This is a genomic window from Acinetobacter zhairuonensis, from assembly GCF_022601715.1.
In the GTDB taxonomy this organism is placed as follows: Bacteria; Pseudomonadota; Gammaproteobacteria; order Pseudomonadales; family Moraxellaceae; genus Acinetobacter.
In genome coordinates, this window is sequence record NZ_JAKVIM010000009.1 from 122,747 (window position 1) to 146,189 (window position 23,443).

Here is a 23,443-nt window from a genome sequence, read left to right on the forward strand (position 1 = left end):
TTGGAAGAAGAATGAAACAGTTGAATCAAAAAATGCAGCATTGGGTGAAAGGGGGATTGGCAGGCAGCCTTTTAATCACAAGCTCTGTGAGTGTCTGGGCACAAAGCCCTGCCGATCCGCATAAAGTTTTGCGTTACGTGTTCCCCGTGGCTGAAACAGGATTTGACCCCGCAGGTGTCCATGATCTGTATTCAGCACATGTAAATGGTTCAATCTTTGAAACCTTATTTACCTACGATTATTTAGCTTCGCCTGCCAAGCTGGTGCCGCGTACAGCAGCAGCTTTACCCGAAGTTAGTGCCGATGGTTTGACCTATACCATTCATCTTCAAAAGGGCATTTATTTTGCTGCTGATCCTGTCTTTAAAGGCAAAAAGCGTGAACTGACCTCGGCAGATTATGTCTATACCTTTAAACGCTTGCTCGATCCGAACTTACGTTCTCCCAATAGCTGGTTGCTCGATGGACGTATTTTAGGGATGGATGCGGTGCTGAAACAAGCGACCAAAACTGGCAAGTTTAATTACGATCAGCCCGTTGCAGGTTTACAAACTCCAGATCGTTATACCTTGGTCATTCGTTTGACCAGTCCAGATCAGAACTTTCCAATGCTGCTGGCACATCAGCCAGCAGGCGCAGTTGCGCGTGAAGTGATTGAAAAATATCGAGACAAAGCAGGTTTTGTGATGGGGCATCCTGTGGGTACAGGACCCTATCTGCTGACCCGCTGGACGCCAGGCTCACGTATTATTTTAAAAGCCAATCCCGATTTTCGTAGTTTTGTCTGGAACTTTAAGGCGACGTCGGCAGAAGATCAGAAAATTGTGCAAGCCATGCAAGGCAAAAAAATGCCGCAAATTGGCGTGATTGATATTCAAGTGATGGAGGAAGGGCAATCACGCTGGTTGTCTTTTATTAAAGATGAAGTTGATCTGTTTGCCTTGGATGGTGAGTTAACCGTTCAGGCTCTGCAAAATGGCCAGCTCAAACCTGAATTGGCGAAAAAGGGCGTACAACTGTCACGGATTACCGATCCTTCAGTTGATTATCATTATTGGAACATGCAAAACCCTGTTGTGGGGGGCTTTAGTAAAGACAAAATCGCATTGCGCCGTGCCATGGCGATGGCATTCTCTCCTGAAAATTACATCAGTATTTTGCAAAAAGGCGATGCGGAACGTTTACAAGCTCCGATTCCAAATGGGGTGGTCGGTTATGATCCCAACTATAAAAGCAGTATTCCGTATTCAGTCAAAGCTGCCAATCTGCTGTTAGATCGTTATCAGTATAAAGTCGGTGCAGATGGTTGGCGAACTTTGCCCAATGGCAAACCTTTGCAAATTAATATGACCATCTCGGGCAATAATGCACGCAGTCAGCAACAGGCAGAGTTTTGGAAAAAAACGCTGGACAGCATCAAAATTAAAATGAGCACGCAGTCTTTACCTTTTGCTGAAGCTCTGAAATTGGAAAAACAGTGCAAGACCATGTTTAAGAGTTCGGCTTGGATTGCGGATTATCCAGATGCCGACAACTTTATGCAGTTGTTCTATGGCAAAAACATCAATGTGACCAACAATGCTTGCGTCAAAATTCCTGAATATGACCGTTTATATGAACAAAGCCAGAAAATGACACCCGGCCCAGAACGGAACGCACTGTATCGGAAAATGTCACGCTTGCTCGAAGTGTATATGCCGGTACAGATCATTGGCGCACGTTATCGCAATGTCTTGGCACAACCCCGCGTGATTGGTTTTAAAAAGCATCCGATTCTGCCTGCGGAATGGATGTACATCGATATTGATATGAAGAAATAGAAATTAAATAAAACTGGAGTAATGATGAATCATCCGACTTTCAAATTGACCGCACTCGGCGTTTTAACTTTTGCTGCACAGCAGTTTGCTTTTGCAGATTCTCCCACGCGTCAGACCTTGCCGCAATTTCAAGCCAAAGAAATTCCTGCCTTGTGTGATGCCAAAATTCAGGACATTCAAAAGCAGCTCAAGATCTTTGCAGCCAAGCCGATGCAGGCACAAAATAATGCAGCACCTGTACTTGCAGAATGGGATCGTATATTTGCCTCCTTTGAAGATTTTTATGGACCGATTGGCTTATACAGTAATGTTTCCCCAGATCCAGCACTGCGTATAGCGGCTGAAGATTGTGAAATCAAGATTAGTCAGTTCCAGACCGATATTTATCAAAATCCAAAACTGTATCAACAAATTAAGAATACTAAAGCCACTGATGCAATTGATAGCAAGTTTCGTGAAGACTTACTCAACGATTTCGAAAAAACAGGGATTCAGTTAAGTGTCGAAAAGCAGGTGCGCTTGAAAGTGATTTTGGCGGAACTGGCGAAGATTGAGCAGGAGTATGCACGTAATGTGCGTGATAATCCGCAAAAGCTAGAATTTACACCTGCTGAATTAAAAGGATTGCCACAAAGCTATATCGACGCCTTAAAGCAGAATGACAAAGGCAATTATTTACTTGGTTTTGAATATCCTGAATATCGTCCTTTCATGGAATTGGCAGATAACGATGCTGCACGCAAGCGTTATCAAATTGCCTATACCCGCCGAGGTGGCGAGCGTAATTTGGGCTTGCTGAAACAAGCCATGGACTTGCGTTATGAACTGGCACAATTGTTTGGTAAATCTAGCTATGCCGAGTGGGCGCTGCATAAACGTATGGCAGAAACGCCTGAAAACGTGAATAAGTTTCTGTCTGAGGTGCATGCAACCGTTGCACCTTTGGAGAAAAAAGAAGTCGAAACACTGCGTGAATTCAAAGCCAAAACTTTAAACATTCCGCTTGAACAAGCCAAAATTGAGCGCTGGAGTGAGGCGTATTGGAGCGAAAAACTACGTAAAGCCAAGTATCAGGTCGATCAAGAAAAAATGCGCGAGTATTTCCCAACCCAAGCGGCACAGGACTGGTTATTTGTGATTTCATCCGATCTCTATGGTATTCAATTTAAGCCTGTCAAAGTTGATGTTTGGCAAAATGAAGTTGAATATTACGATGTTACGGATCAGAAAACAGGACAACTTCTGGGGGGATTGTATGTCGATAAGTTCCCGCGTGAAGGCAAATATGGACATGCCGCGGTGTGGGGTGTTTATGGTGGCAGCAGCCTTACAGGACGCAAACCAATTTCAGCTTTGGTGACCAACTTCAATCGCAATGGCTTAAACAGTGATGAGCTGGAAACCTTTGTGCACGAGTTTGGGCATGCGTTGCATGGCATTTTATCGAATACCCGCTATTCAGTGCAATCAGGCACCTCGGTAGAGCGTGATTTTGTTGAAGCACCTTCGCAAATGTATGAGGAGTGGGCAAGACGTAAAGAGACTTTATCGAAAGTTGCAGACTATTGCCAAACCAAGTGTCCGCGGGTGGATGATGCGCTGATTGCCAAACTGAATGCAGTACACAGCTATGGTCGGGGTTTACACTATGCCCGCCAAACCCTTTACGCCCAATACGATATGGCATTGCATGGTAGCGATGCTTTAAAGGTGCAGCCTTTAGAGGTCTGGAAGAAAATGGAAGGGGCAACCGCGTTGGGCTATGTTCCAACGACGGAATTTCCAGGGCAGTTTGGACACATCATGGGCGGCTATCAAGTCGGATATTACGGCTATATGTGGTCTGAAGTGATGGCTTTAGACATGTTATCTGCCTTTGGTAATAATTTGAATAATCCCGAAGTGGGGCAGCGTTATCGTCAGACCATTTTATCGCAAGGCGGGCAGAAACCAGCGGAAGATTTGGTCAAAGATTTCTTGGGTCGTAAACCAGACAACAAAGCCTTTTTTGATGAAATTACCGGTCAACGGGTTAAATAGAGGGCATCGAGATGCTGGCATATATCATACGTCGCCTATGGCAGATGATTCCGACTATGCTCGGAGTGGTGCTGCTGATCTTCTTTCTGTTTAACTGGGTGGGAGGAGATCCTGCTTATATTCTGGCAGGTAAAATGTCCAATCCAGAACAGATTGAAAATATTCGTCAACAGTTGGGTGTGGATCAACCCTACTATGTGCAGCTCTGGATTTTCATCAAACAGATTCTGACGTTTGATTATGGTCTGAGCTGGAGTACAGGCGAGTCTGTTTCACAAATTATCACCACACGTTTAGGTCCATCACTAACGCTATTAATTCCACTCACCATTTTACAAACTGTCATCTCGATTATTCTGGCATTGGCAGTGTCTGCGGTACGCGGCACTTTAACCGACCGTATGGTCATGATGATGTGTACCATTGGTATGTCGATTAGTATTTTAGTCTACATCATTGTTTTTCAATATGTCTTTGCTTATCAACTCAGTTGGTTCCCTGTGCAAGGTTGGAGTGATAGCTTTAGTGAAAACCTGTTTAAATACGCCTTATTGCCGATTTTCATTATGCTGGTCGTCAGCATTGCACCGACCTTAAGACTCTACCGCAGCTTTGTTCTGGACGAAGTCAATCAGGATTATGTTCGTACTGCACGTGCCAAAGGGGTTGGTGAAAGCCGTATTCTTGGCGTGCATATATTGCGTAATGCGTCTATTCCAATTATTACCGATGTCATGGCAAGTTTACCTGCTTTGCTGATTGGGGCATTTTTGATTGAACGCTTTTTTGGTATTCCTGGCATTGGACGAGAAGTGATTATTGCGGTTGAACGCAGTGATTTTCCTGTGATTAAAGCCATTACCGTTTATGTTGCAGCTGCCACCATGATTTTTAACCTGATTGCCGATCTGGTGTATAAGCTGGTCGATCCTCGCGTACAGTTGAAGTAGGTGAACTATGCTAAGTGTGATATTTAAAAGAAAAGCACTGGATACCTCGGAAACTGCGTCTTCTGGGCTTTGGCAACTTGCGATGCGCCGTTTAAAGGCAGATCGAATAGCGATGATCTCATTGTTTATAGTGCTGTGTTATTTTCTGATGTTGCTCTTATCAATGACGGGGGTGATTGCCTCGAACTGGAATAAAGAAGTGGCAGTCAGTTATGCACCACCGACGTTTATTGGCGCAGCTCCTGTCAGTGAAATATCTGAAAAAGAGGAGGTTCAACCACAAGTTTTACCTGAAAATCCTGTCGATCCTTTAAAAGATGTGATTCGTGAACTCAATGCCGAAATTGCCAAAGAGCAGGGTACAGGTGCTGCAATAGATTATTATGGCGTAACCGATCCATTGGCTGAAGATATGCGGGCAATTGATCAACAGCTGGATGGTCATTTACTCGATCAGCAAGTGGAATTAAAACAAACCTTGCCATTTGGTGCCGACAAATGGGGGCAAGATGTGCTGCAAAAAACCATTAAAGGTGCAGAAACTTCCATTATTGTTGGTGTTGTCGCTGCGCTATTGGCGGTGGTGATTGGTACGGTACTTGGAGCAATTTCGGGCTATTTTGGTGGCTGGGTCGATGATGTTTTGAACTGGTTTTATAACATCTTTACCTCTATTCCTTATCTGTTATTGATCTTAGCGATTGCAGCGGTATTACAGCAAAAAGGCATTCTCTCGATTGTCCTGATCCTCGGTTTAACAGGCTGGACGGGGGTTTATCGACTGATTCGTGCCGAGTATATGAAACATACCTCACGTGAGTATGTACTGGCAGCCAAAGCCATTGGAGTCAGTCATTTTCGACGCATGTTTGTACATATTTTCCCGAACGTCAGTCATATCGCTTTGGTGCAAATCTCCATTCTTGTCGTCGCGTTTATTAAGTCCGAAGTCATTCTTAGCTTCTTGGGTTTTGGTGTTCCTGTGGGTGTGGTGTCATGGGGCAGTATGCTGAATGAAGCGCAAAGTGAATTGATTTTAGGTAAATGGTGGCAACTGGCGGCGGCTTCGGTCGCGATGGCAGTCTTGGTCACGGCATTTTCCATGTTTACCGATGCATTGCGTGATGCATTGGACCCAAAACTAAAATAAGAGGTGAATGAACATGACCGAATTAGAGCAAAACTCAATCTTATTAAAAGTTGAAAATCTTAAAGTTAGTTTTAAAGGCGAAAATAAACAATATATTGAAACAGTCAAAGGGATTTCATTTGAAATTCCGACCAATACCACGGTTGCCTTAGTCGGTGAATCGGGTAGTGGTAAATCAGTCACGTCACTGGCGACCATGGGTTTATTGCCACCAGAGCAAAGTCAAATTTCGGCTGAAAGTAAAATTGTATTTGAGGGGGTTAATTTACTCACGTTGTCCCGAGCAGAGATGCGCAAGGTCTGTGGTAAGGACATTGCCATGATTTTTCAGGAGCCGATGTCTTCACTCAATCCTGTTTTTACCGTGGGCGATCAAATTGCAGAAGTGCTCAGACTGCATTTGGCGATGGGGCGTAAGCAAGCCAGAGCACGCACTTTAGAGCTGCTAAAAGAAGTTGGAATACCGTCCGCTGAAACCAAAATTGATGCCTATCCCAGCCAACTTTCTGGTGGGCAGCAACAGCGGGTGATGATTGCGATGGCAATTGCCTGTGAACCGAAGTTACTGATTGCAGACGAACCGACAACGGCACTGGATGTGACCATCCAAAAGCAAATTCTGGATTTATTACAGGATTTACAACAACGCCGACAAATGTCGATGCTGTTTATCACGCATGATCTAGCATTGGTCAGTGAAATTGCTGATGAAGTGATCGTGATGCGGCATGGTGAAATTCGTGAGCAAGGTGCAGTCAAGTCAGTTCTTGAACAACCGCAAGATATTTATACACGTGCCTTATTACAATGTCGTCCACAATTGTCGCAGCGTCCATTTCGACTGCCAATGATCAGTGATTTTATGCAACAACAAGGTCAAACTTGGGTAGAGCTAGGTGTAGCCGATCAGCCGCGAGCACAGCGACCACGGGGTTTAAAAGGCAATGAGGAAATTATTCTGGATGTGCGAGATCTGAAGAAATCCTTTTATAGTCGTAAAGGATTATTTGGTCGTGAGGAATTTCAAGCCGTCAAAGGGGTGTCATTTCAATTGGCGAAAGGCAAAACCTTGGGCTTGGTCGGTGAGTCAGGTTCGGGGAAAACCACCATTGGTCTACTGCTGATGCGCTTGCAACAAGCCTCAGGCGGAACCGCTCGGATTTATGGGCAAGATATCTTGGCAATGTCGGAGAAGCAGTTTGCCCAGTTTCAACGTAAAATTCAGATTATTTTTCAAAATCCTTATGCATCTTTAAACCCGCGCTTTACCGTGGGACAAATTTTGTTGGAACCCATGCAGGTGCATGGCATTGGTACTAACGATGCTGAGCGGAAAAAAATCGCTTTGGATTTACTGGAACGGGTGAGTTTACCAGCCTCCGCATTTCATCGTTATCCGCATGAGTTTTCTGGTGGGCAGCGACAGCGTATAGCCATTGCCCGATGTTTGACTTTAAAACCGGAAATTCTGATCTGTGATGAATCAGTGTCGGCATTAGATGTGTCGGTTCAAGCCCAAGTCTTGAATTTACTGCAAGATTTACAGGATGAATTTGGCTTGAGTTACATCTTTATCTCCCATGATCTATCGGTAGTGAAATACATTTCCGATCAAATTATGGTGATGAATCATGGGGATATCGTTGAAATTGCCAACTCGGATGATCTGTATCAGACTCCGCAGCATGAGTACACCAAACGACTGCTAGGTGCGATTCCAAAAGGCATCTAGCAAAGTATGTCTTAATGCAGGGTGATAAAAAAACCGCCCTAAGGCGGTTTTTTTAAATATCTGTAGGCAGCTAATTAAAACTTCTTAAAGCTTTTGTTTGTGCCAAATGGTTTACGCGGCGCTTGTTCATCGCGATTGTCGCGTTGACCATAAGCGCCTTTGTTGCCAAAGTTGTCAGAACGGTTGTCACGTTGTGCGTAGCCAGAGCTTTGACGTTGTTCACGCTGACCGTAACCTGATTGCGCATTGTCCTGACGGCGGTGTGTATGACCATTCGGGTTTTCACGACGTTCACGGTTAAATGTTGGTTTTTGTTGACCTTCATCTTCATTGTCACGACGTTGCTGACGTAAGAAACCACCACGGCGTGCTGCCAAAGGTTTATCTTGCATACGTTCAGTACGACGTTTCGCCATGCCGTACAAACCTGTGCCTTGACGTGGCTTTAATTCAACTGACTTGGTTAAGTTGTCGATGTCGCCCTTGTCGAGTTCCATCCAGCGACCTGTACGTAATTCGCGTGGCAAAATTACAGTGCCATAACGGGTACGTAAAAGGCGGCTTACTTTTAAACCTTGTGATTCGAAAATACGACGAACTTCACGGTTACGTCCTTCTTTTACGACCACTTGGTACCAACGGTTAATCCCGTCACCACCAATTTCAGAGAATGATTCAAACTTGGCTGGACCATCATCCAATACCACACCTTTCAGCATGTTATTTTTAAGTTGAGGGGTCACTTCACCCATTACACGTACAGCGTATTCACGCTCAATCTCGTTCGATGGGTGCATTAAACGGTTTGCAAGCTCGCCATCATTTGTGAACAATAACAAGCCAGTCGAGTTGATATCTAGACGACCCACCATCACCCAGCGATCATTAGCAATGCTTGGCAAATTATCAAATACCGTTGGACGTTGTTCTGGATCGTTACGTGAACAAATTTCACCTTCTGGTTTGTAGTAAATCAGAACGCGACGACGAATTTCATCTTCAATTTGGAACTGCACTTTACGACCATCGATACGAAGCTCATCGCCTGGCTCAATACGTTCGCCCACTTGAGCAACACGACCGTTGACACTCACACGACCAGCAGCAATGACCTCTTCCATATAACGGCGAGAGCCTAAACCAACGCGCGCGAGCACCTTTTGCAATTTTTCACTCATGACAGCATAACCTTAGAAATTATCATCAACAGTTCGCCTATTTAAGACTTCGGTGCTTGCGCATCGAGAGCCATAAAAGCTTCCTTGGCATCCTGTAGGGGAGGCAATTGACCAATTGATGTTAGGCCAAATGCGTTTAAAAACTGTGGCGTTGTAACCAACAACGCGGGTCTTCCAGGGAGTTCCCGAAAACCAGATTCTTTAATCCAGTTCCAGTCAAATAGGGTTCTCAGAATTTGACTATTATTCGAGACTCCACGAATTTGTTCAATGTCCGCACGAGTCACGGGTTGATGGTAAGCCACCACCGCTAAGATTTCGAGCAGAGAAGGCGATAAGCGTGCTGGACGCTCAGGCCAAGTTTGAGTAATGATTTGGCGATATTTGGCGCGCACTTGAAAACGGAAACCTTGAGCAGTTTCAACCAGTTCAATCGAGCGACCATGTTGTAACACCATTAATTGTTGGATCAGTTGGCGCAGTTCAGTTTTGGAATATTGATCTTGAAAGGCTTCTTTCAGGCGTGCTAATGATACAGGTGCATCACTGGCAAAAATAATCGCCTCCAGTTGCATTAACATTTCATGCTGCATTTCGGATTGTGAAAACAGATCAACATCGTTCATGCCTGAGCTCCTTGAACACTAAGAGGTGCCTCTATGCCTGAACCAATAATTTGAATGCGTTGCTGACGTGTCAGTTCAAGCACTGCCATAAAGGTCACGACCACGCCCATACGACCCTGACTCGGTTTTAGCAAATCAATAAATTCTAACACTTCACCTGCTTGCAGCTTTTGTTCAATAAAGGCAATGCGTTCTTCAAGCAAAACAGGTTCTTGCTCAATTTTATGCATGACGGGTTCTGGGCGGTTAAACACGCAAAACAAGGCATCATGTAAAAGATTGACAGAAAAGCCTTCATGACGGACTGCAATATCGCCCAGACTGACATTGGTCTCAAACGTATCACGTTCAAGCACACTCATTTGGCCCAAGCGTTCAGCCGCTTGCTTGACGCGCAGATAGGTTTCTAAGCGGTCAATCAATTCCTGCTTTGGATCTTTTTCCACGGCAATACTGCATGGTTTCGGCAGTAAAAGGCGAGATTTCAAATCTGCCAATAATGCTGCCATCACCATATAGTCCGCGGTGAGTTCAATATTCAGTGACTTCATTGCATCCATATAAGACAGATACTGTGCTGCAATGGGAGCAATGTCTAACTGTAATAAGTCGAAACCATTTTTTTGAATCAGGTAAATTAAAAAGTCGAGTGGTCCTTCGAAATGCTCTAAAAGAATTTCAAATGCAGCTGGAGGAATGTATAAATCCTCGGGGATGGAGTCATGCCATTCATCCAGAACACGGATGTGCGGCGTATCTTCCATGGCATTATGGACGGGTTGATTCATTACAGTTATTGGCCACGCGAATTTTCAAAGGCATGATTATGTGTTTTCGAATCAGTACTTAAGGGAGAAAAAGTAGAGGCGATTAAAAAATACATAATTTTAATAGGGCTTAGTGTAATGCATATTCGGGTGTGAATAAATTACTTCACCGTTCAAATAACAAAAAAAGCAGTAAGTAAATAGTGGATATTTATTTTGGTGATGATAGATGGAATCCTCTTTTTATATATGTCAGCTAATAAAATGTTGGTGAAACAACAGATAAGCAGGTCAAAAGGTGTAGTACATCAGAGTTAGAGTCCAAAACCTCCCTAACTCGGATGAATCACCTTATTCAAAAGCGCTCACATCTCCTACGCCTTTACGAATCACTTGGGGATGGTCACCAGATAAATCCACAATACTGGTGGTGCTTAAGGTACCTAATCCACCATCAATAAACACATCAATCCGTTTTTCCAGTTGCATCTCAATTTCATAAGGATCATCAAGCGGATCGGCAATCCCTGGCAGGATTAGGGTGCTGGTTAGTAGTGGTTCGCCCAATTCTTTCAGCAGCATTTGACAAATGGGGTTACTTGGAATGCGTAGACCAATGGTTTTCTTTTTCGGATGCATCAAGCGACGCGGCACTTCACTGGTCGCAGGTAAAATAAAGGTGGTGACCGCAGGAGTATTGTTTTTCAATAAGCGATACATGGCATTGTCGACTTTTGCATAGGTCGCAATGTCGGATAAATCAGAACAGAGAATCGCGTATTGATGTTTCGGTCCTAAGCCACGAATCTGAGAAATGCGTTCCATGGCATTCTTATTCCCGATTTGGCAACCAATGGCATAAGCGGCATCGGTTGGGTAGATCACCACGTCACCCGCACGAATGCGTTCCACTGCCTGACTGATTAAGCGCGGTTGTGGATTATCAGGATGTATTCTTAAGTGCAACATATTTTTCTCCTGATTTTTTATCTATTATCTGCTTAAAATACAGCATGTTGTCATTTAACTTTGATGAATTTCTGTAATTAATCCAGCATTTCACGTTGAAACTCGTCACTTTGTAATCTTTTGCCACTTCGTGTGCAGTCACAAATGCAGTCAATCAAGTATTTGGCATCGCGTGGTAGCTTTATTTCTCCAGCACAATAACCTTGCACCTGTGCAAAAACATTGTTTTTAAAGTTAGAACCATCCCCACCTTCACCCGTGAGATTGTCTAAAGAGACACGGAATTTACGTCCAAAGGCCTTGGCGAACATCCATTCAATGGCTTGAGGCTTAATTTCGACTTGTTCAAAGAGTGCCTGTTGCTCTTGGGTACGGCCATCAGGTGCGTACCAGTAACCTAGGTCGGGTAGGAGACGACGTTGTTCACCTGCAATGGTCCAATGGCTAATTTCATGCAATGCACTATTAAAGAAACCATGGGCAAATTGAATGCGAGCAGGGGCATTTTGTGTTGCGGGGAAATATTCAGGTTCAAAGTCACCTTTGACCAATGTCACATTCAGATGGGAAAACCAATGATTAAAGTGTAAGATGAGCCAATCAACTTGTTCTGCTTCTGTATACAAATTCTCCCACGTCGAGAGTTGCACTTGGCGGTTTGAAATGTCAGAATCGACAGTTGAAATTGTGCTCACAAGTGATGAATTACTCACTTCTGTTTGCGGCTGCAACAGATGCATGACTTAAGTTACCCAAATGGTCTGTCTAAATAAGTACAAAATTGTATCTTAATCTTTGACAGAGAACTGATGAATTTGTAGAATTGCCGCCTTAATTATGTCAGCAAATACCTTTCCGGCACAGATTGAGCCGTTTAAATGGGCCGAACAAGGCTTTACATGGTCAGGTCAACTGCCTTTGTCTCGCTTTGTTCGTATTGCTCGTGAAGCTGTTGGATCAATTGATGATCAATTGATTAACATAGACTGTAAGCTATCAATGGATGCGTATCATCGCCGTCTTGTATGGCTAGATGGTCGTGTTGAAACGAATGTTCCAATGGAATGTCAACGTTGTTTAGACGTGGTCAACATTAAACTCGTTTCAGATTTTCATCTAGCTCTAGTGGATGATGAGTCACTGATAGAGCGCTTGGATGAGGATGCTGATTTCATCGTCTTAGGTGAGAGTGAAGCAACAACCAAAGGGAGCTATGATGCACCTGCGACTGCTGATTTACTCTCTCTGATAGAAGATGAATTGTTATTGTTGATGCCTTTGTCTCCCAAGCATGATGCTTGTGAACATAAGCACCAACCTGCCGTTGAAGAACTTGTTGAAGAAAAACGGGACAACCCGTTTGATGTTTTGGCAGGTTTGAAGGGTAAACTTAACTAATTTTTGTGTTATACTCTCGCGTATAAGACAACTGAATTTGTTCTGATCCATATTTTTTCGATTTGTAAGGAGCCATCATGGCCGTTCAGCAAAACCGTAAAAGTCGCTCTCGCCGTGACATGCGCCGTTCACATGACGCTTTAACCGAGAATGCATTAACTGTAGACCAAGCTACTGGTGAAACGCATCGTCGTCACCACGTAACTAAAGATGGTATCTACCGTGGTCGTCAATTGTTCGCTAAAGCATCTGCTGAATAATTGTCGAAGCATTAAGCTTAAAGCTTAGTGAAAAAATTGGGAGCGTAAGCTCCCTTTTTTTGTCTCCAATTTTTGTTGTATTTCGCAATTACCAAAAACAAAATTAAGTGTTAAATTTCCGATCCAAGAATGAGCAGTGACTACATAAAGGATTTTTTATATGTCTGCTAGACCACTCGAACAAGCAGCTCAAGCAACAAAAACTGCATTTGTGTTTCCAGGTCAAGGTTCGCAAAAAGCTGGCATGCTGGCTGAACTTGCTGAACAGTTTAGTGGTGTTCGTGACACGTTCGCGGAAGCTTCTGAAGCCCTTGGTTTTGATTTGTGGCATATTGCCCAAAGCGGTGAAGGCTTAGATCAAACTGAATTCACTCAACCTGTATTGCTTACAGCCAGTATTGCTTTATGGCGTGTATGGTTAGAGTTGGGCGGTGTTGCGCCTAAATACCTTGCCGGTCATTCACTTGGTGAATACAGTGCTTTAGTTGCTGCTGGTGCAATGTCATTGGGCGATGCTGTAAAGTTGGTGAACTTGCGTGGCAAGCTCATGCAAAATGCTGTGCCTCAAGGCAAAGGCGCAATGGCAGCGATTTTGGGTCTAGAAGATGCCAAAGTTATTGAGTTGTGTGCTGAAGTAACGGCACAAGGTCAGGGTTCTGTAGACGCTGCGAACTACAATGCGCAAGGTCAAGTGGTTATTGCGGGTGAGAAGGCGGCTGTAGAAGCGGTGATGGCAATTGCAAAAGAACAATCAGGCAAAGCAATTGCACTTCCTGTGTCTGTGCCATCACATTGTTCGCTAATGAAACCTGCTGCCGAACAATTTGCACTTGCTTTGGAACAAACTGCCATTGAGCTACCTAGCATTCCTGTAATACAAAATGTCAACGCGGAAATCGCGACAGATGTAGCGCAATTACGTCAGGCATTAACTGCACAATTGTACCAATCCGTACAATGGACCAAAACCATGCAGTTTGTGCAGGATCAAGGCATTCAATTTATTGTTGAGTGTGGTCCAGGTAACGTACTTGCCAATCTTGCGAAGCGTTTACCAAATATTGATAAAGCATTCCCACTCGACACCAAAGGTCGTATGGAGGATGCACTGAATGCCATTTTAGTGGCAGAAGGGAAAATTGCATGACACAAGAACGCAAAGTCGCTTTAGTGACAGGCGCGAGTCGAGGGATTGGTGCAGCCATCGCTCAACAGTTGATTCAAGACGGTTATTTTGTTGTAGGTACTGCGACTTCAGAGTCTGGTGCAGAAAAATTATCAGCAGCATTTGGTGAAAATGGTGCCGGTAAAGTGCTTGATGTACGTGACGGTGCAGCAATAGACGCTTTGGTTACAGATATCGAACAAAATTATGGTCCAGTTCTTGCACTTGTAAATAATGCAGGGATTACCCGTGATAATTTGTTGTTGCGTATGTCTGAAGATGATTGGGATGATATTCTGAACATTCATTTAAAAGCCGTTTACCGCTTATCAAAACGCGTTCTTAAAGGCATGACCAAAGCTCGTTTTGGACGAATTATTAATATCAGTTCTGTGGTTGCGCATTTCGCAAACCCAGGCCAGGCAAACTATTCAGCTGCTAAAGCAGGGATTGAGGCATTTAGCCGCAGCCTTGCAAAAGAAATGGGTAGCCGCCAAATTACTGTCAATTCAGTTGCACCAGGTTTTATCGCGACTGAAATGACGGAACAGTTGAGCGAAGAAATTCGCAAAAAAATGAGTGATCAAGTGGCACTTCAGCGCTTAGGTGAACCACAAGATATCGCGAATGCTGTAAGTTTCTTGGCTTCTGAGAAGGCAAGTTATATTACAGGTACGGTTTTACACGTAAATGGTGGTTTATACATGAGCTAATTGGCTGATGTATGAACTTTCAAAATATTAGAGTTTCAATTAAACTAACGGCATTTAAAAACGCCACAAGCAATGAGGAGAATTCCTGTGAGCGATATCGAACAACGCGTTAAACAAGCGGTTGCAGAACAACTTGGTCTTAAAGTAGAAGAGATCAAAAACGAAGCATCTTTCATGGATGACTTAGGTGCAGACTCTCTAGACCTAGTTGAACTTGTAATGTCTTTCGAAAATGATTTCGACATCACTATTCCTGATGAAGATTCTAACGAAATCACTACAGTTCAATCTGCAATTGACTACGTTTCTAAGAAACTTGGTTAATTGTTGATGTTCAGCGCTGCTGAAAGAAAAGCCACCTTTTAGGTGGCTTTTTTAATGCGTGTTTGAAGGTGGTGTCTTTTCAGGTTTTATAAATATAAATTCAAAGCCCAAATGAAATATACCAAGAAATAGGGATAGTGTTTTTGAGGTTGCGGTTTTAATTTAATGGAGTAGATCAGAATGAAAAGCATCATAACTAAAATAAAAAAGCGGTGAGTAGGATCACTAAAGTTGAGTGATTTGGTTGGTTTATTTGTAACAAAAAATGTATACCAAAATACTTGGTTTTACATATCGTTAAGTTTTGCTTAATAAATAATCAAAACAGAGTAACAGATCATTTTATTATCATGATTATGTATATGTATATCTGTATATAAAAATCCAATTATTGTGGGTATTCTGCTAGTAAATTTAATTTTTGAATTTCTAATGCTATTTTTTATGCATCAAAAAATCATATAAATATTAATCATAATTAAGCTCTGCTTGATGATTGTGCTTGTCTGTTGGTTATGCATTTCGACTATTAACACTTTGAATTTAATTGTTAAACTGGCTTATAAGGTAAAAGTCACAGTGTCATGTGCGTATAAGAAACATCTAAAGAAACCATTATGAGAATGCGAATCAGACGAGCACCACAAATGAGTTGGAATAAACGGGTTGCTCTATTAATCACACTTTTATTTAGCACATCAGTTTATGCCGTTCAGTTAAAGACATTGTTGAAAACAGCTTTGGAGCAAGACCCAATGATGTTAGAAGCCCAAGCCAACGAAGAAGCTGCACTCAGTAAGGTGAAAGAATCTAAAGCCCTGCATTATCCGACCTTGGCTTTAACCGCAAATCAGATTCTAGATCAGTCACATGAAAGTCAATATGACTATGTGAGTGAGGATTTCACGCCAGGGATTAGAGGGAGTTTGAACTTGTATTCATTTGGTGCCATTCGTGCGCAAGTGGATCGTGATGAAAAGAAATCACAATATTTTGAACAAAAGATAGATGAGACGGCTGAGGAGCTAGGTTACAACATTGGTTCCGAATATTTAAAAGCCCTGAATGCGCATGAAGCCCTTGCGGTGCAGATGCGGAGTTTGGAGCGTCATAATAAGTTTACGCAAGATGTGAGTGTCATTGTGCAATATGATGCTGGGCGTCGTTCAGAGCTAACACAGGCACGTGCACGACAAATGCAGGTTGAACACACCATCAGCAGCTTGCAGCGTGAATTGGGCTTTGCGCTGAGTCATCTTAAGAAGTATTCACCAGAGGTAATTGATCAAAACACCTTGAGCGATCCTTTTGCAGGGCTGGCACCTTCCGAATTCATTAGCCGCTATGAACTTAGCGAAGTAACCCAACATCCATCTTATTTAGCTCAAGAAGCGGAGCTAGACAGTATTCGCTCTGAGGTTAAATATCGTAAAGCCAAACGTTATCCAAGTATTAACTTGGAGGGCAATGTGACGACTGAGGATCGTCAGGTGTATTTGAATATGTCGTGGGATTTGTTAAATCAGGGGGCGAAATATTCAGTTGAACAAAGTGGTCAATCTGCAGTTGCTGCCAAAGCACGTCTTGATCAAATTCAGCGAGATATTGAAGAGCGCGCACGGACTGCAGAAATTGATATGTTTCAAAGCCAACAAAAAATGCAGATTTCGCAAGAGCAAATTATTGCTTCTCGTAAGGTGGTTAGTGACAACGAGAAACAGTTCAAAATTGCACGAAAAAGCCTGATTGATGTACTGAATGCCTATAACGAATTGGCAGGCGTCGAAATGGCTTATGTAACAGCACGAAATGATTATCGCATGGCTGCGCTGGCTTATTTACGTGCTCAAGCCAACATTAGCAACTGGGTGAGGCAGTAGCAAAACAAACGGCAGATCCAAAACGGATGTGGATGATGCATAAATGACCTTGCGGTCGAAGAATTAAAAAAGGATGACATAAAGAGAATGAAATCCATCATAGAGCATATTGCATTGGCGACCCGATTATTGGGGAGTCCATTACCTGTCGCGACCTTAATGGCGCAGGTGACACATGATCAGCATTTAAATGTGAATTATTCATCTTTGGTGGAAGTATTAAAAAGTCACGGTTTTGAGAATACTTTAACGCAAAAAGCACTGCATGAAATTCCTGCTTTGGCGGTGCCCGTCGTGATTGTATTGCAGCAAGATCAAGCCGCAGTCATTACACGAATTGAAGGCAGTGCAGACGAACGTGTATATGAGTTGCAGCAAACCGATGGGTTAAAGCAACGTCTGACGCAGCAACAATTAAGTGAGTTGTATTTGGGTTATTGCTGGTTTATTAAACCGAAACTCGCACATGATTTGCGCTCTGAACTACCTGAATATCACTTGCCTAAAGCTTGGTTCTGGAAAGTAATCTGGCGTTTTCGTGCCTATTATGCACAGGTGATTCTGGCGACATTCATTATTAACTTTTTGGCGCTGGTTAGCTCCCTCTACGTTATGAATGTTTATGACCGTGTAATTCCCAATAAGTCCTATGAAACACTCTGGGTGCTCAGTATTGGGGTTATTCTGGCGATTAGCTTTGAGTTCGTTGCCAAGATGATTCGAGGGCATTTGACCGATATTGCGGGTAAAAAGGCAGATCTCATTATTAGTTCAGCCATTTTTCGCCGAGTGATGAGTTTAGATTTGGCTGAACGCCCAGCATCTTCTGGTTCCTATGCCAATAACTTGCGTGAGTTTGAATCGGTGAGGGAATTTATGACCAGCGCTAGTTTACTGGTCTTGGTCGATTTACCTTTCTTGCTGCTGTTTATCACGGTGATTTGGCTGATCGGCGGTCAATTGGCATTCGTCCCATTAATATTAATACCTATAGTGATGTTGGTTGGACTTTTAGCCCAAGCACCTTTGGCACGATATATCAATGAATCCATGAAAGAGTCTTCGCAACGTCAAGGTTTAGCTGTCGAGGCAATAGAAGGTATTGAAACTTTAAAAGCCAATAATGCCACCAGTTGGGCACAACAGAAGTGGGATCATTACACCGCTAAAAATGCAGCTTCAAGTACAAAAACTCGCGATTTGAGTAATTTCGTAGTCAATTTTTCTGTCGCGGTGCAGCAATTAAATACCGTGATTTTGGTGATTGTCGGAACCTATCTAATTCATAGCCCAGATCCAAACAACAAAATTACCATGGGAGCACTGATTGCCGCAGTCATTTTGTCTGGTCGAGCTTTGGCACCTTTGGCACAAATTTCGAGTTTGGCAATTCGTTTCCAGCAAGCCAAAATTGGTCTGCAAGGGCTACAAAGCATTATTGAGCGAAAAATTGAACGTCATCCGGATCGGCAATATATTAGCCTTGATCAAGTAAAAGGTGAGCTTAAATTTCAAAATGTAAGTTTTAAATATCAGAAAGATATTCCACCTGCTTTAAAAGCCTTGAACTTGAGTATAGCCGCGGGTGAAAAAGTTGGAATATTGGGAAAAATTGGCAGTGGTAAAACAACCACCTTGAAACTTGCTAGCGGCATGTTTGAACCACTGGAGGGGAATGTCACCCTCGATGGTGTGGATTTACGTCAACTTGATCCTAATTTCTTACGTAATCAGGTCGCAATGCTGGGTCAAGCACCGCGTCTTTTTTTGGGGACTTTACGTGAAAATCTCGATTTGGCACGACAAGATGGTTTCTCGACAGATCAGGAATTATTGCTCGCCTTAAAACGCTTTGGTTTGGATAGCCTGATTCAAAATCATCCGCGTGGCTTGGATATGCCTTTGGGTGAAGATGGTTTGGGACTCTCAGGAGGGCAAAAACAGATTATTGCCTTGGCGCGACTTACTTTGCGCTCCCCGCGCGTGGTCTTGTTGGATGAGCCGACCAATGGGCTGGATCAATTAACAGAGCGTCAAACTCTGAATGCTTTGCATCAATGGGGTAAAGACAAAACCTTGGTGGTGGTCACGCATCGAACTCAAGTGCTGAGTATTGTGAGTCGTGTGGTGGTGATCGATCAAGGACAAGTGGTGATGGATGGCCCTAGAGATGAGGTGTTGAAAAAGCTTGCTCAAAATGAACAAAAGAAAACGTCCGTATCAAGTGCTGCTGCAACACAAGCCGCAACATCAGCGACTCAAGCAGAGAAAGCAGAGGGGAGAACCATTGTGATTCAGCCTGAACATGTGGCAACAGTTCGTAAACATACAAAAGAAACACCATTACAAGAACAGAATGTTGAATCGCTATAACGACAACGAGCAGATCAATATAAGTGAGGCTTATGAAAGATAATCAGAACCCATCCGCAGAACGAGTACAGTCCAAAGACTTACAGTTACTCAACGACTTGCATGCTGCTTTACAAACAGAAAAGCATACAGGGCTCTTCTGGACGATTGGTTTGCTGTTTGTATTTTTAATTGTATTTGTATTTTGGGCTTATCACAGTCCTGTAGAAGAAGTGACACGAGGACAAGGGAGTGTCATACCGACCAGTCGTGAACAAATCTTACAAAGCTTGGACCCTGGGACCATCAAAGAGATGCTGGTGAAAGAAGGTGATATTGTTGAAAAAGGACAGATATTGCTACGGTTAGATGATACTCGTAGTTCAGCCATTTTAAGGGAAAGTGAAGCCAAAGTTGCCAACCTTGAAGCAATGTCAGCGCGTTTAAGAGCTGAATCTTATGGGACTAACATTCAATTTCCTGCTGGAATTAGTGAGTCACTCAAGCATCGAGAGCGTGCTGCATATACAGCTCGTAAACGTGCGGTTGATGAAGCGATTACAGGATTAAAAACCAGTAAGGCAATGCTGGATCGTGAAATTTCAATCACAGCACCTATGGTAGCTGAAGGGGTAATGTCTGAAGTTGAATTATTACGTATGCGTCGTCAGTCCTCAGATTTAGCACTGCAAATTGACGAAAAGCGGAATCAATATGCCGCGGATGCCAATAATGAGTTGGTTCGGGTAGAGTCTGAGCTTGCTCAAGCCAAAGAAAATATGGCAATGCGGGCTGACCCTGTAGATCGCTCCCTGATTCGAGCACCGTTAAAAGGGATTGTCAAAAACATCAAAATCAATACGGTTGGTGGGGTGGTTCAGGCTGGGCAGGACATTATGGAAATTGTGCCTTTAAATGACAAATTGCTGGTTGAAGCCTATATCCGTCCGCAAGATGTCGCATTTGTACACCCTGGGCTTGCTGCAATTGTAAAAATTACGGCTTATGACTATGCCTTGTATGGCGGTTTGGAAGGTAAAGTCACGTTAATTAGCCCAGACACCCTCAGAGATAAAACTCGACCAAGTGAGCTGAATTTAAATCCTGAGGAAGCCTATTACCGCATTTTGGTTGAAACCCATCAGAACTCTTTGACGGATAAAAATGGCAAACCGATGCCAATTATTCCAGGCATGATTGCCAGTGTTGACGTTAAAACAGGAGAAAAAACAATATTCCAATATTTAATCAAACCGATTACGCGCATGAAGCAAGCGCTACAAGAACGATAGTGAATATTTAATAAAATTAAAACTAAAAGTTATTATGATTTTTGTTATTAATATAAGTGGTCCATATGTGTGGTTAAAATAATTTCGAGTTTATAAAATAATATGGATTTTAAATGTATATTCTATGTTTCTGATAATTTTTGAAAATTAAAAAACCATATTTTAAATATGGTTTTTTAATTTAATAATAATAAAAAAATTATTTTAAATTTTTATCTTTAATTTGTGACTCAGTTCATGTTATTCAAAAAAACCTAATTAAAGCTATTGTTTTTTGCTCATTTTTTTATATTATTTATGATTAAGTTTTATTAAAAAATTGCATAAACACTTATTTTTTATAGGGGTTTATGTAGAGGTTATAATAATCCCATAGATTGGGTTGAATAATATTGAGATATAATAAAAGAGGTGGGTATTATGAATGTTAAAAGGTTAATATTAATATTTGGAGTTTCAGTATTTGGGTTTGGTTGTTCATCTGCAACAAAGAAACCACCATTAGAGCATTGGAATATATTTGATTCTAAACCTTTTGCACAACCTCAAAGTATTAAAGAGGGACGTACTCAAGTTGTATTTATTCGAGATAAAGAAGGTTTAAGTGGTCCAGCTGCGAATATTTTTATCGAAGGACACTATTTTACATCTTTGCTGCCAGGAGCTTATAAGGCAGTACAGTTATGTTCCCACCCTACACGTATAAATGCGGCATATACCAATAGTGAATTAAATTACATGAATGCCCGAAAACAGAATTCACTGCAAACCTTAACAGAGGGAACGACACAATATTATCGCTTAATGAATGGGTCGGGTCAGAACGTACAAATACAAGCGCTTACTGAAAGCCAAGCGCAAGCCTTTTTGCCAAATCTTAAAGAAGAAGTGAACACGGTTTCTCGTGTTAAAGAAGTTCAGGAATGTGCAAAACCTGTTTATGTTCAGGTTCCAGTCAAAACGATGCTGAAAAAATATACGCTAGAAGCAAGTACTCTATTTAGTTTTGCTAAGTCAGGACCTAATGATATTACAGCCAAAGGGCGGAAAGAAATTGCAGCCATTGCAGCAGAAATTGCGCGTGATCAGGAGGCGATAAGTCATATCGCGGTGATTGGATATACAGATCCAGTAGGTTCGGAAAATTCTAATCAGCAGCTTTCGCAGCGTCGTGCAGAAACAGTACGTATGCTGTTGGTTCAAGATGGCGTGGTTAAAAAGAATATTTTAGTCGAAGGACGTGGTGAGCAAGAGCTGATTGTAAGTGATTGTGAGCAGAAATATGCAAAAGATAAGGCAGCACGTGAGCAGTGTGATTTACCGAATAGACGCGTAGAAATCATTACCTATGGAATGAAAGCTGAATAAGACTTGCTCCCTGCATTTATTCACTATTTTTAGAATCAAGCTATAAGAAAAGGATAAATAACATGTCAAATCAGACTGTAACGATAAAACTGCACGATGCAAAAAAAGTTATTTCAGCATTCCAAGTCACGAAAACACATGACCAGCCTGTCACGATTCAAGCCCAAAAAGGCATTAATTACGAGTTGATAGATGATGCAACTCAATTTGCACCTGAAAATATTAAAATTCAACGTGTTGGTAATGATTTATATATTGGCTTTGAAGATGATGGTTCAAATCCAATTGATCCAGATTTAATTATTCAAGGCTATTATGGAACCGATGGAATCACAACGAACCTGCTGATTGGTCTACATGAAAATGGCAATTATTATGCCTATGTTCCTGAAAGTGGTTTACAACAACACGCAGTGAGTATGTTGGCTGATGAAGTGAGCGCCGGTCAGGCTTTAGGCGGAGAAGCTCTAACTTCAGCGGCATACGAGTTTAATCCGTATTGGTTGTTGGCCTTAATTCCAATTGTGGGATTGGCTGCCGCTGGAGGTGGTGGCGGTGGAGGAGGTGGTGGAACACCAGCACCATCAGCGGATAAACCTGATGTAATTGGTTTAAACGGTGGTGTGGTTACAGCTAAACCAGGCACTAATAATGTTAAACAAGTCATCAATTATATAGATGAATCCAATAATACTGTGGTTTTAACCGCAACAAAGGGTTCTGATGGTAAATGGATTCTTGATAAAACTCCTACAGGTGTGACGATTAATCCTTCTACGGGTGAAGTGACCATAGGTATGGATGCTGTGAAAGATGGCAGCACAGTGACTTCTACAGGTACTAACTCGAGTAATAATACAGCGACTGATAGTGATACTGCTCAGGTCGATGACAGTACACCTACATCTGCAGATACTCCTGATGTAACAGCACTAGCAACCGGAGCAGTTGCAGTTAAACCAGGTGAGGATAATGTTAAACAGGTCATTACTTATACAGATGAATCAGATAATGTGGTGACATTAAATGCCACTAAAGGTGAAGATGGTAATTGGAGTTTAGATAATACACCTGCCAACGTTACGATTGATCCAACTACAGGTATCGTTGCCATTGGTCCTGATGCAGTTAAAGACCTTTCAACTGTTACAGCTTTAGGAAGTGATGCTTATAACAATACTGCTTCGGATAGTGATATATCCAAAGTTGATAAGACTGATACTCAAAATGCAAATTTATTAGTCACTTTTAATTCAATTACTGATGATACAGGCACTGCAGGTGACTTCATTACCAATGACAATACATTACTGTTTAAAGGTAAGGTGGATATCGATGCTAGTACTGCCCTCAGTGTTCTCAGCGTCAAAGTGGGTGGTACGACTTACACCACAGCTGATCCACGTCTGACCGTAGATGGCTCAGGCAACTGGACACTGGATCTGACCGGGAGCACCTT

20 protein-coding genes are annotated in these 23,443 nt (G+C 42.5%); 15 read left to right on the forward strand and 5 right to left on the reverse strand.

The genetic code is table 11. The annotated features are described in order from the left end of the window. Positions 1 to 11 precede the first annotated feature (11 nt). The 5 genes from MKI85_RS09190 to MKI85_RS09210 are packed head-to-tail and all read left to right on the forward strand — an operon-like array spanning position 12 to position 7,692. On the forward strand, positions 12 to 1,820 hold the full coding sequence (locus MKI85_RS09190) for an ABC transporter substrate-binding protein (RefSeq protein ID WP_241627074.1): 1,809 nt from the start codon (positions 12 to 14) through the stop codon (positions 1,818 to 1,820). 24 nt (positions 1,821 to 1,844) lie between these two features. Further along, a complete protein-coding gene (locus MKI85_RS09195) occupies positions 1,845 to 3,860 on the forward strand; it encodes a M3 family metallopeptidase (protein WP_241627077.1) in 2,016 nt (671 codons plus the stop codon). Positions 3,861 to 3,871: 11 nt separating this feature from the next. After that, positions 3,872 to 4,810 carry an ABC transporter permease gene (locus MKI85_RS09200; RefSeq protein WP_241627079.1) on the forward strand — a complete coding sequence of 313 codons (939 nt, stop codon included), beginning with the start codon at positions 3,872 to 3,874 and terminating at the stop codon, positions 4,808 to 4,810. Between the two features lie 7 nt (positions 4,811 to 4,817). Further along, complete coding sequence (locus MKI85_RS09205) at positions 4,818 to 5,960, forward strand: ABC transporter permease (RefSeq protein WP_241627082.1); 1,143 nt, start codon at positions 4,818 to 4,820, stop codon at positions 5,958 to 5,960. Positions 5,961 to 5,973: 13 nt separating this feature from the next. Continuing rightward, positions 5,974 to 7,692, forward strand: a complete 1,719-nt coding sequence (locus MKI85_RS09210; protein WP_241627084.1) for an ABC transporter ATP-binding protein — start codon at positions 5,974 to 5,976, stop codon at positions 7,690 to 7,692. A gap of 74 nt (positions 7,693 to 7,766) precedes the next feature. On the opposite strand, the gene rluB is transcribed toward MKI85_RS09210, so the two are convergent. From rluB to MKI85_RS09235, 5 genes are all read right to left on the reverse strand, one after another. Next, a complete protein-coding gene (rluB, locus tag MKI85_RS09215; RefSeq protein ID WP_413351269.1) occupies positions 7,767 to 8,870 on the reverse strand; it encodes a 23S rRNA pseudouridine(2605) synthase RluB in 1,104 nt (367 codons plus the stop codon). A 41-nt stretch (positions 8,871 to 8,911) separates the two neighbouring features. Continuing rightward, positions 8,912 to 9,496 (reverse strand): SMC-Scp complex subunit ScpB, encoded by a 585-nt coding sequence (gene scpB, locus MKI85_RS09220; RefSeq protein WP_241627086.1) that lies wholly within the window; start codon positions 9,494 to 9,496, stop codon positions 8,912 to 8,914. Then, positions 9,493 to 10,284, reverse strand: coding sequence for a segregation and condensation protein A (locus MKI85_RS09225; protein WP_241627088.1), 792 nt, complete (start codon positions 10,282 to 10,284; stop codon positions 9,493 to 9,495). The genes scpB and MKI85_RS09225 overlap by 4 nt, the downstream gene beginning before the upstream one ends. A gap of 330 nt (positions 10,285 to 10,614) precedes the next feature. Further along, complete coding sequence (locus tag MKI85_RS09230; protein WP_241627090.1) at positions 10,615 to 11,232, reverse strand: L-threonylcarbamoyladenylate synthase; 618 nt, start codon at positions 11,230 to 11,232, stop codon at positions 10,615 to 10,617. Positions 11,233 to 11,309: 77 nt separating this feature from the next. After that, complete coding sequence (locus MKI85_RS09235; RefSeq protein ID WP_241627092.1) at positions 11,310 to 11,972, reverse strand: elongation factor P hydroxylase; 663 nt, start codon at positions 11,970 to 11,972, stop codon at positions 11,310 to 11,312. 97 nt (positions 11,973 to 12,069) lie between these two features. Here MKI85_RS09235 and MKI85_RS09240 point away from each other — a divergent pair, with 97 nt between their 5' ends. The 10 genes from MKI85_RS09240 to MKI85_RS09285 form a co-directional block, all read left to right on the forward strand. Then, a complete protein-coding gene (locus MKI85_RS09240) occupies positions 12,070 to 12,630 on the forward strand; it encodes a YceD family protein (protein ID WP_241627094.1) in 561 nt (186 codons plus the stop codon). Between the two features lie 77 nt (positions 12,631 to 12,707). Continuing rightward, the gene (rpmF, locus tag MKI85_RS09245) at positions 12,708 to 12,890 is read left to right on the forward strand and encodes a 50S ribosomal protein L32 (protein ID WP_086213569.1); all 183 of its coding nucleotides are present in this window, start codon (positions 12,708 to 12,710) and stop codon (positions 12,888 to 12,890) included. Between the two features lie 160 nt (positions 12,891 to 13,050). Then, on the forward strand, positions 13,051 to 14,037 hold the full coding sequence (fabD, locus tag MKI85_RS09250) for an ACP S-malonyltransferase (protein WP_241627097.1): 987 nt from the start codon (positions 13,051 to 13,053) through the stop codon (positions 14,035 to 14,037). Next, the gene (gene fabG, locus MKI85_RS09255) at positions 14,034 to 14,768 is read left to right on the forward strand and encodes a 3-oxoacyl-ACP reductase FabG (protein ID WP_241627098.1); all 735 of its coding nucleotides are present in this window, start codon (positions 14,034 to 14,036) and stop codon (positions 14,766 to 14,768) included. The genes fabD and fabG overlap by 4 nt, the downstream gene beginning before the upstream one ends. Before the next feature lie 87 nt (positions 14,769 to 14,855). Further along, a complete protein-coding gene (acpP, locus tag MKI85_RS09260) occupies positions 14,856 to 15,092 on the forward strand; it encodes an acyl carrier protein (RefSeq protein ID WP_016166057.1) in 237 nt (78 codons plus the stop codon). Positions 15,093 to 15,739: 647 nt separating this feature from the next. Beyond that, on the forward strand, positions 15,740 to 16,972 hold the full coding sequence (locus MKI85_RS09265; RefSeq protein ID WP_241627100.1) for a TolC family protein: 1,233 nt from the start codon (positions 15,740 to 15,742) through the stop codon (positions 16,970 to 16,972). Between the two features lie 87 nt (positions 16,973 to 17,059). Then, positions 17,060 to 19,345, forward strand: coding sequence for a type I secretion system permease/ATPase (locus MKI85_RS09270; RefSeq protein ID WP_241627102.1), 2,286 nt, complete (start codon positions 17,060 to 17,062; stop codon positions 19,343 to 19,345). A 32-nt stretch (positions 19,346 to 19,377) separates the two neighbouring features. After that, positions 19,378 to 20,616, forward strand: coding sequence for an HlyD family type I secretion periplasmic adaptor subunit (locus tag MKI85_RS09275; protein WP_241627103.1), 1,239 nt, complete (start codon positions 19,378 to 19,380; stop codon positions 20,614 to 20,616). 420 nt (positions 20,617 to 21,036) lie between these two features. Continuing rightward, positions 21,037 to 21,984 (forward strand): OmpA family protein, encoded by a 948-nt coding sequence (locus tag MKI85_RS09280; RefSeq protein ID WP_241627105.1) that lies wholly within the window; start codon positions 21,037 to 21,039, stop codon positions 21,982 to 21,984. A gap of 62 nt (positions 21,985 to 22,046) precedes the next feature. Further along, positions 22,047 to 23,443: hypothetical protein (locus MKI85_RS09285; RefSeq protein ID WP_241627107.1), on the forward strand; the 1,397-nt coding region annotated here is incomplete at its 3' end.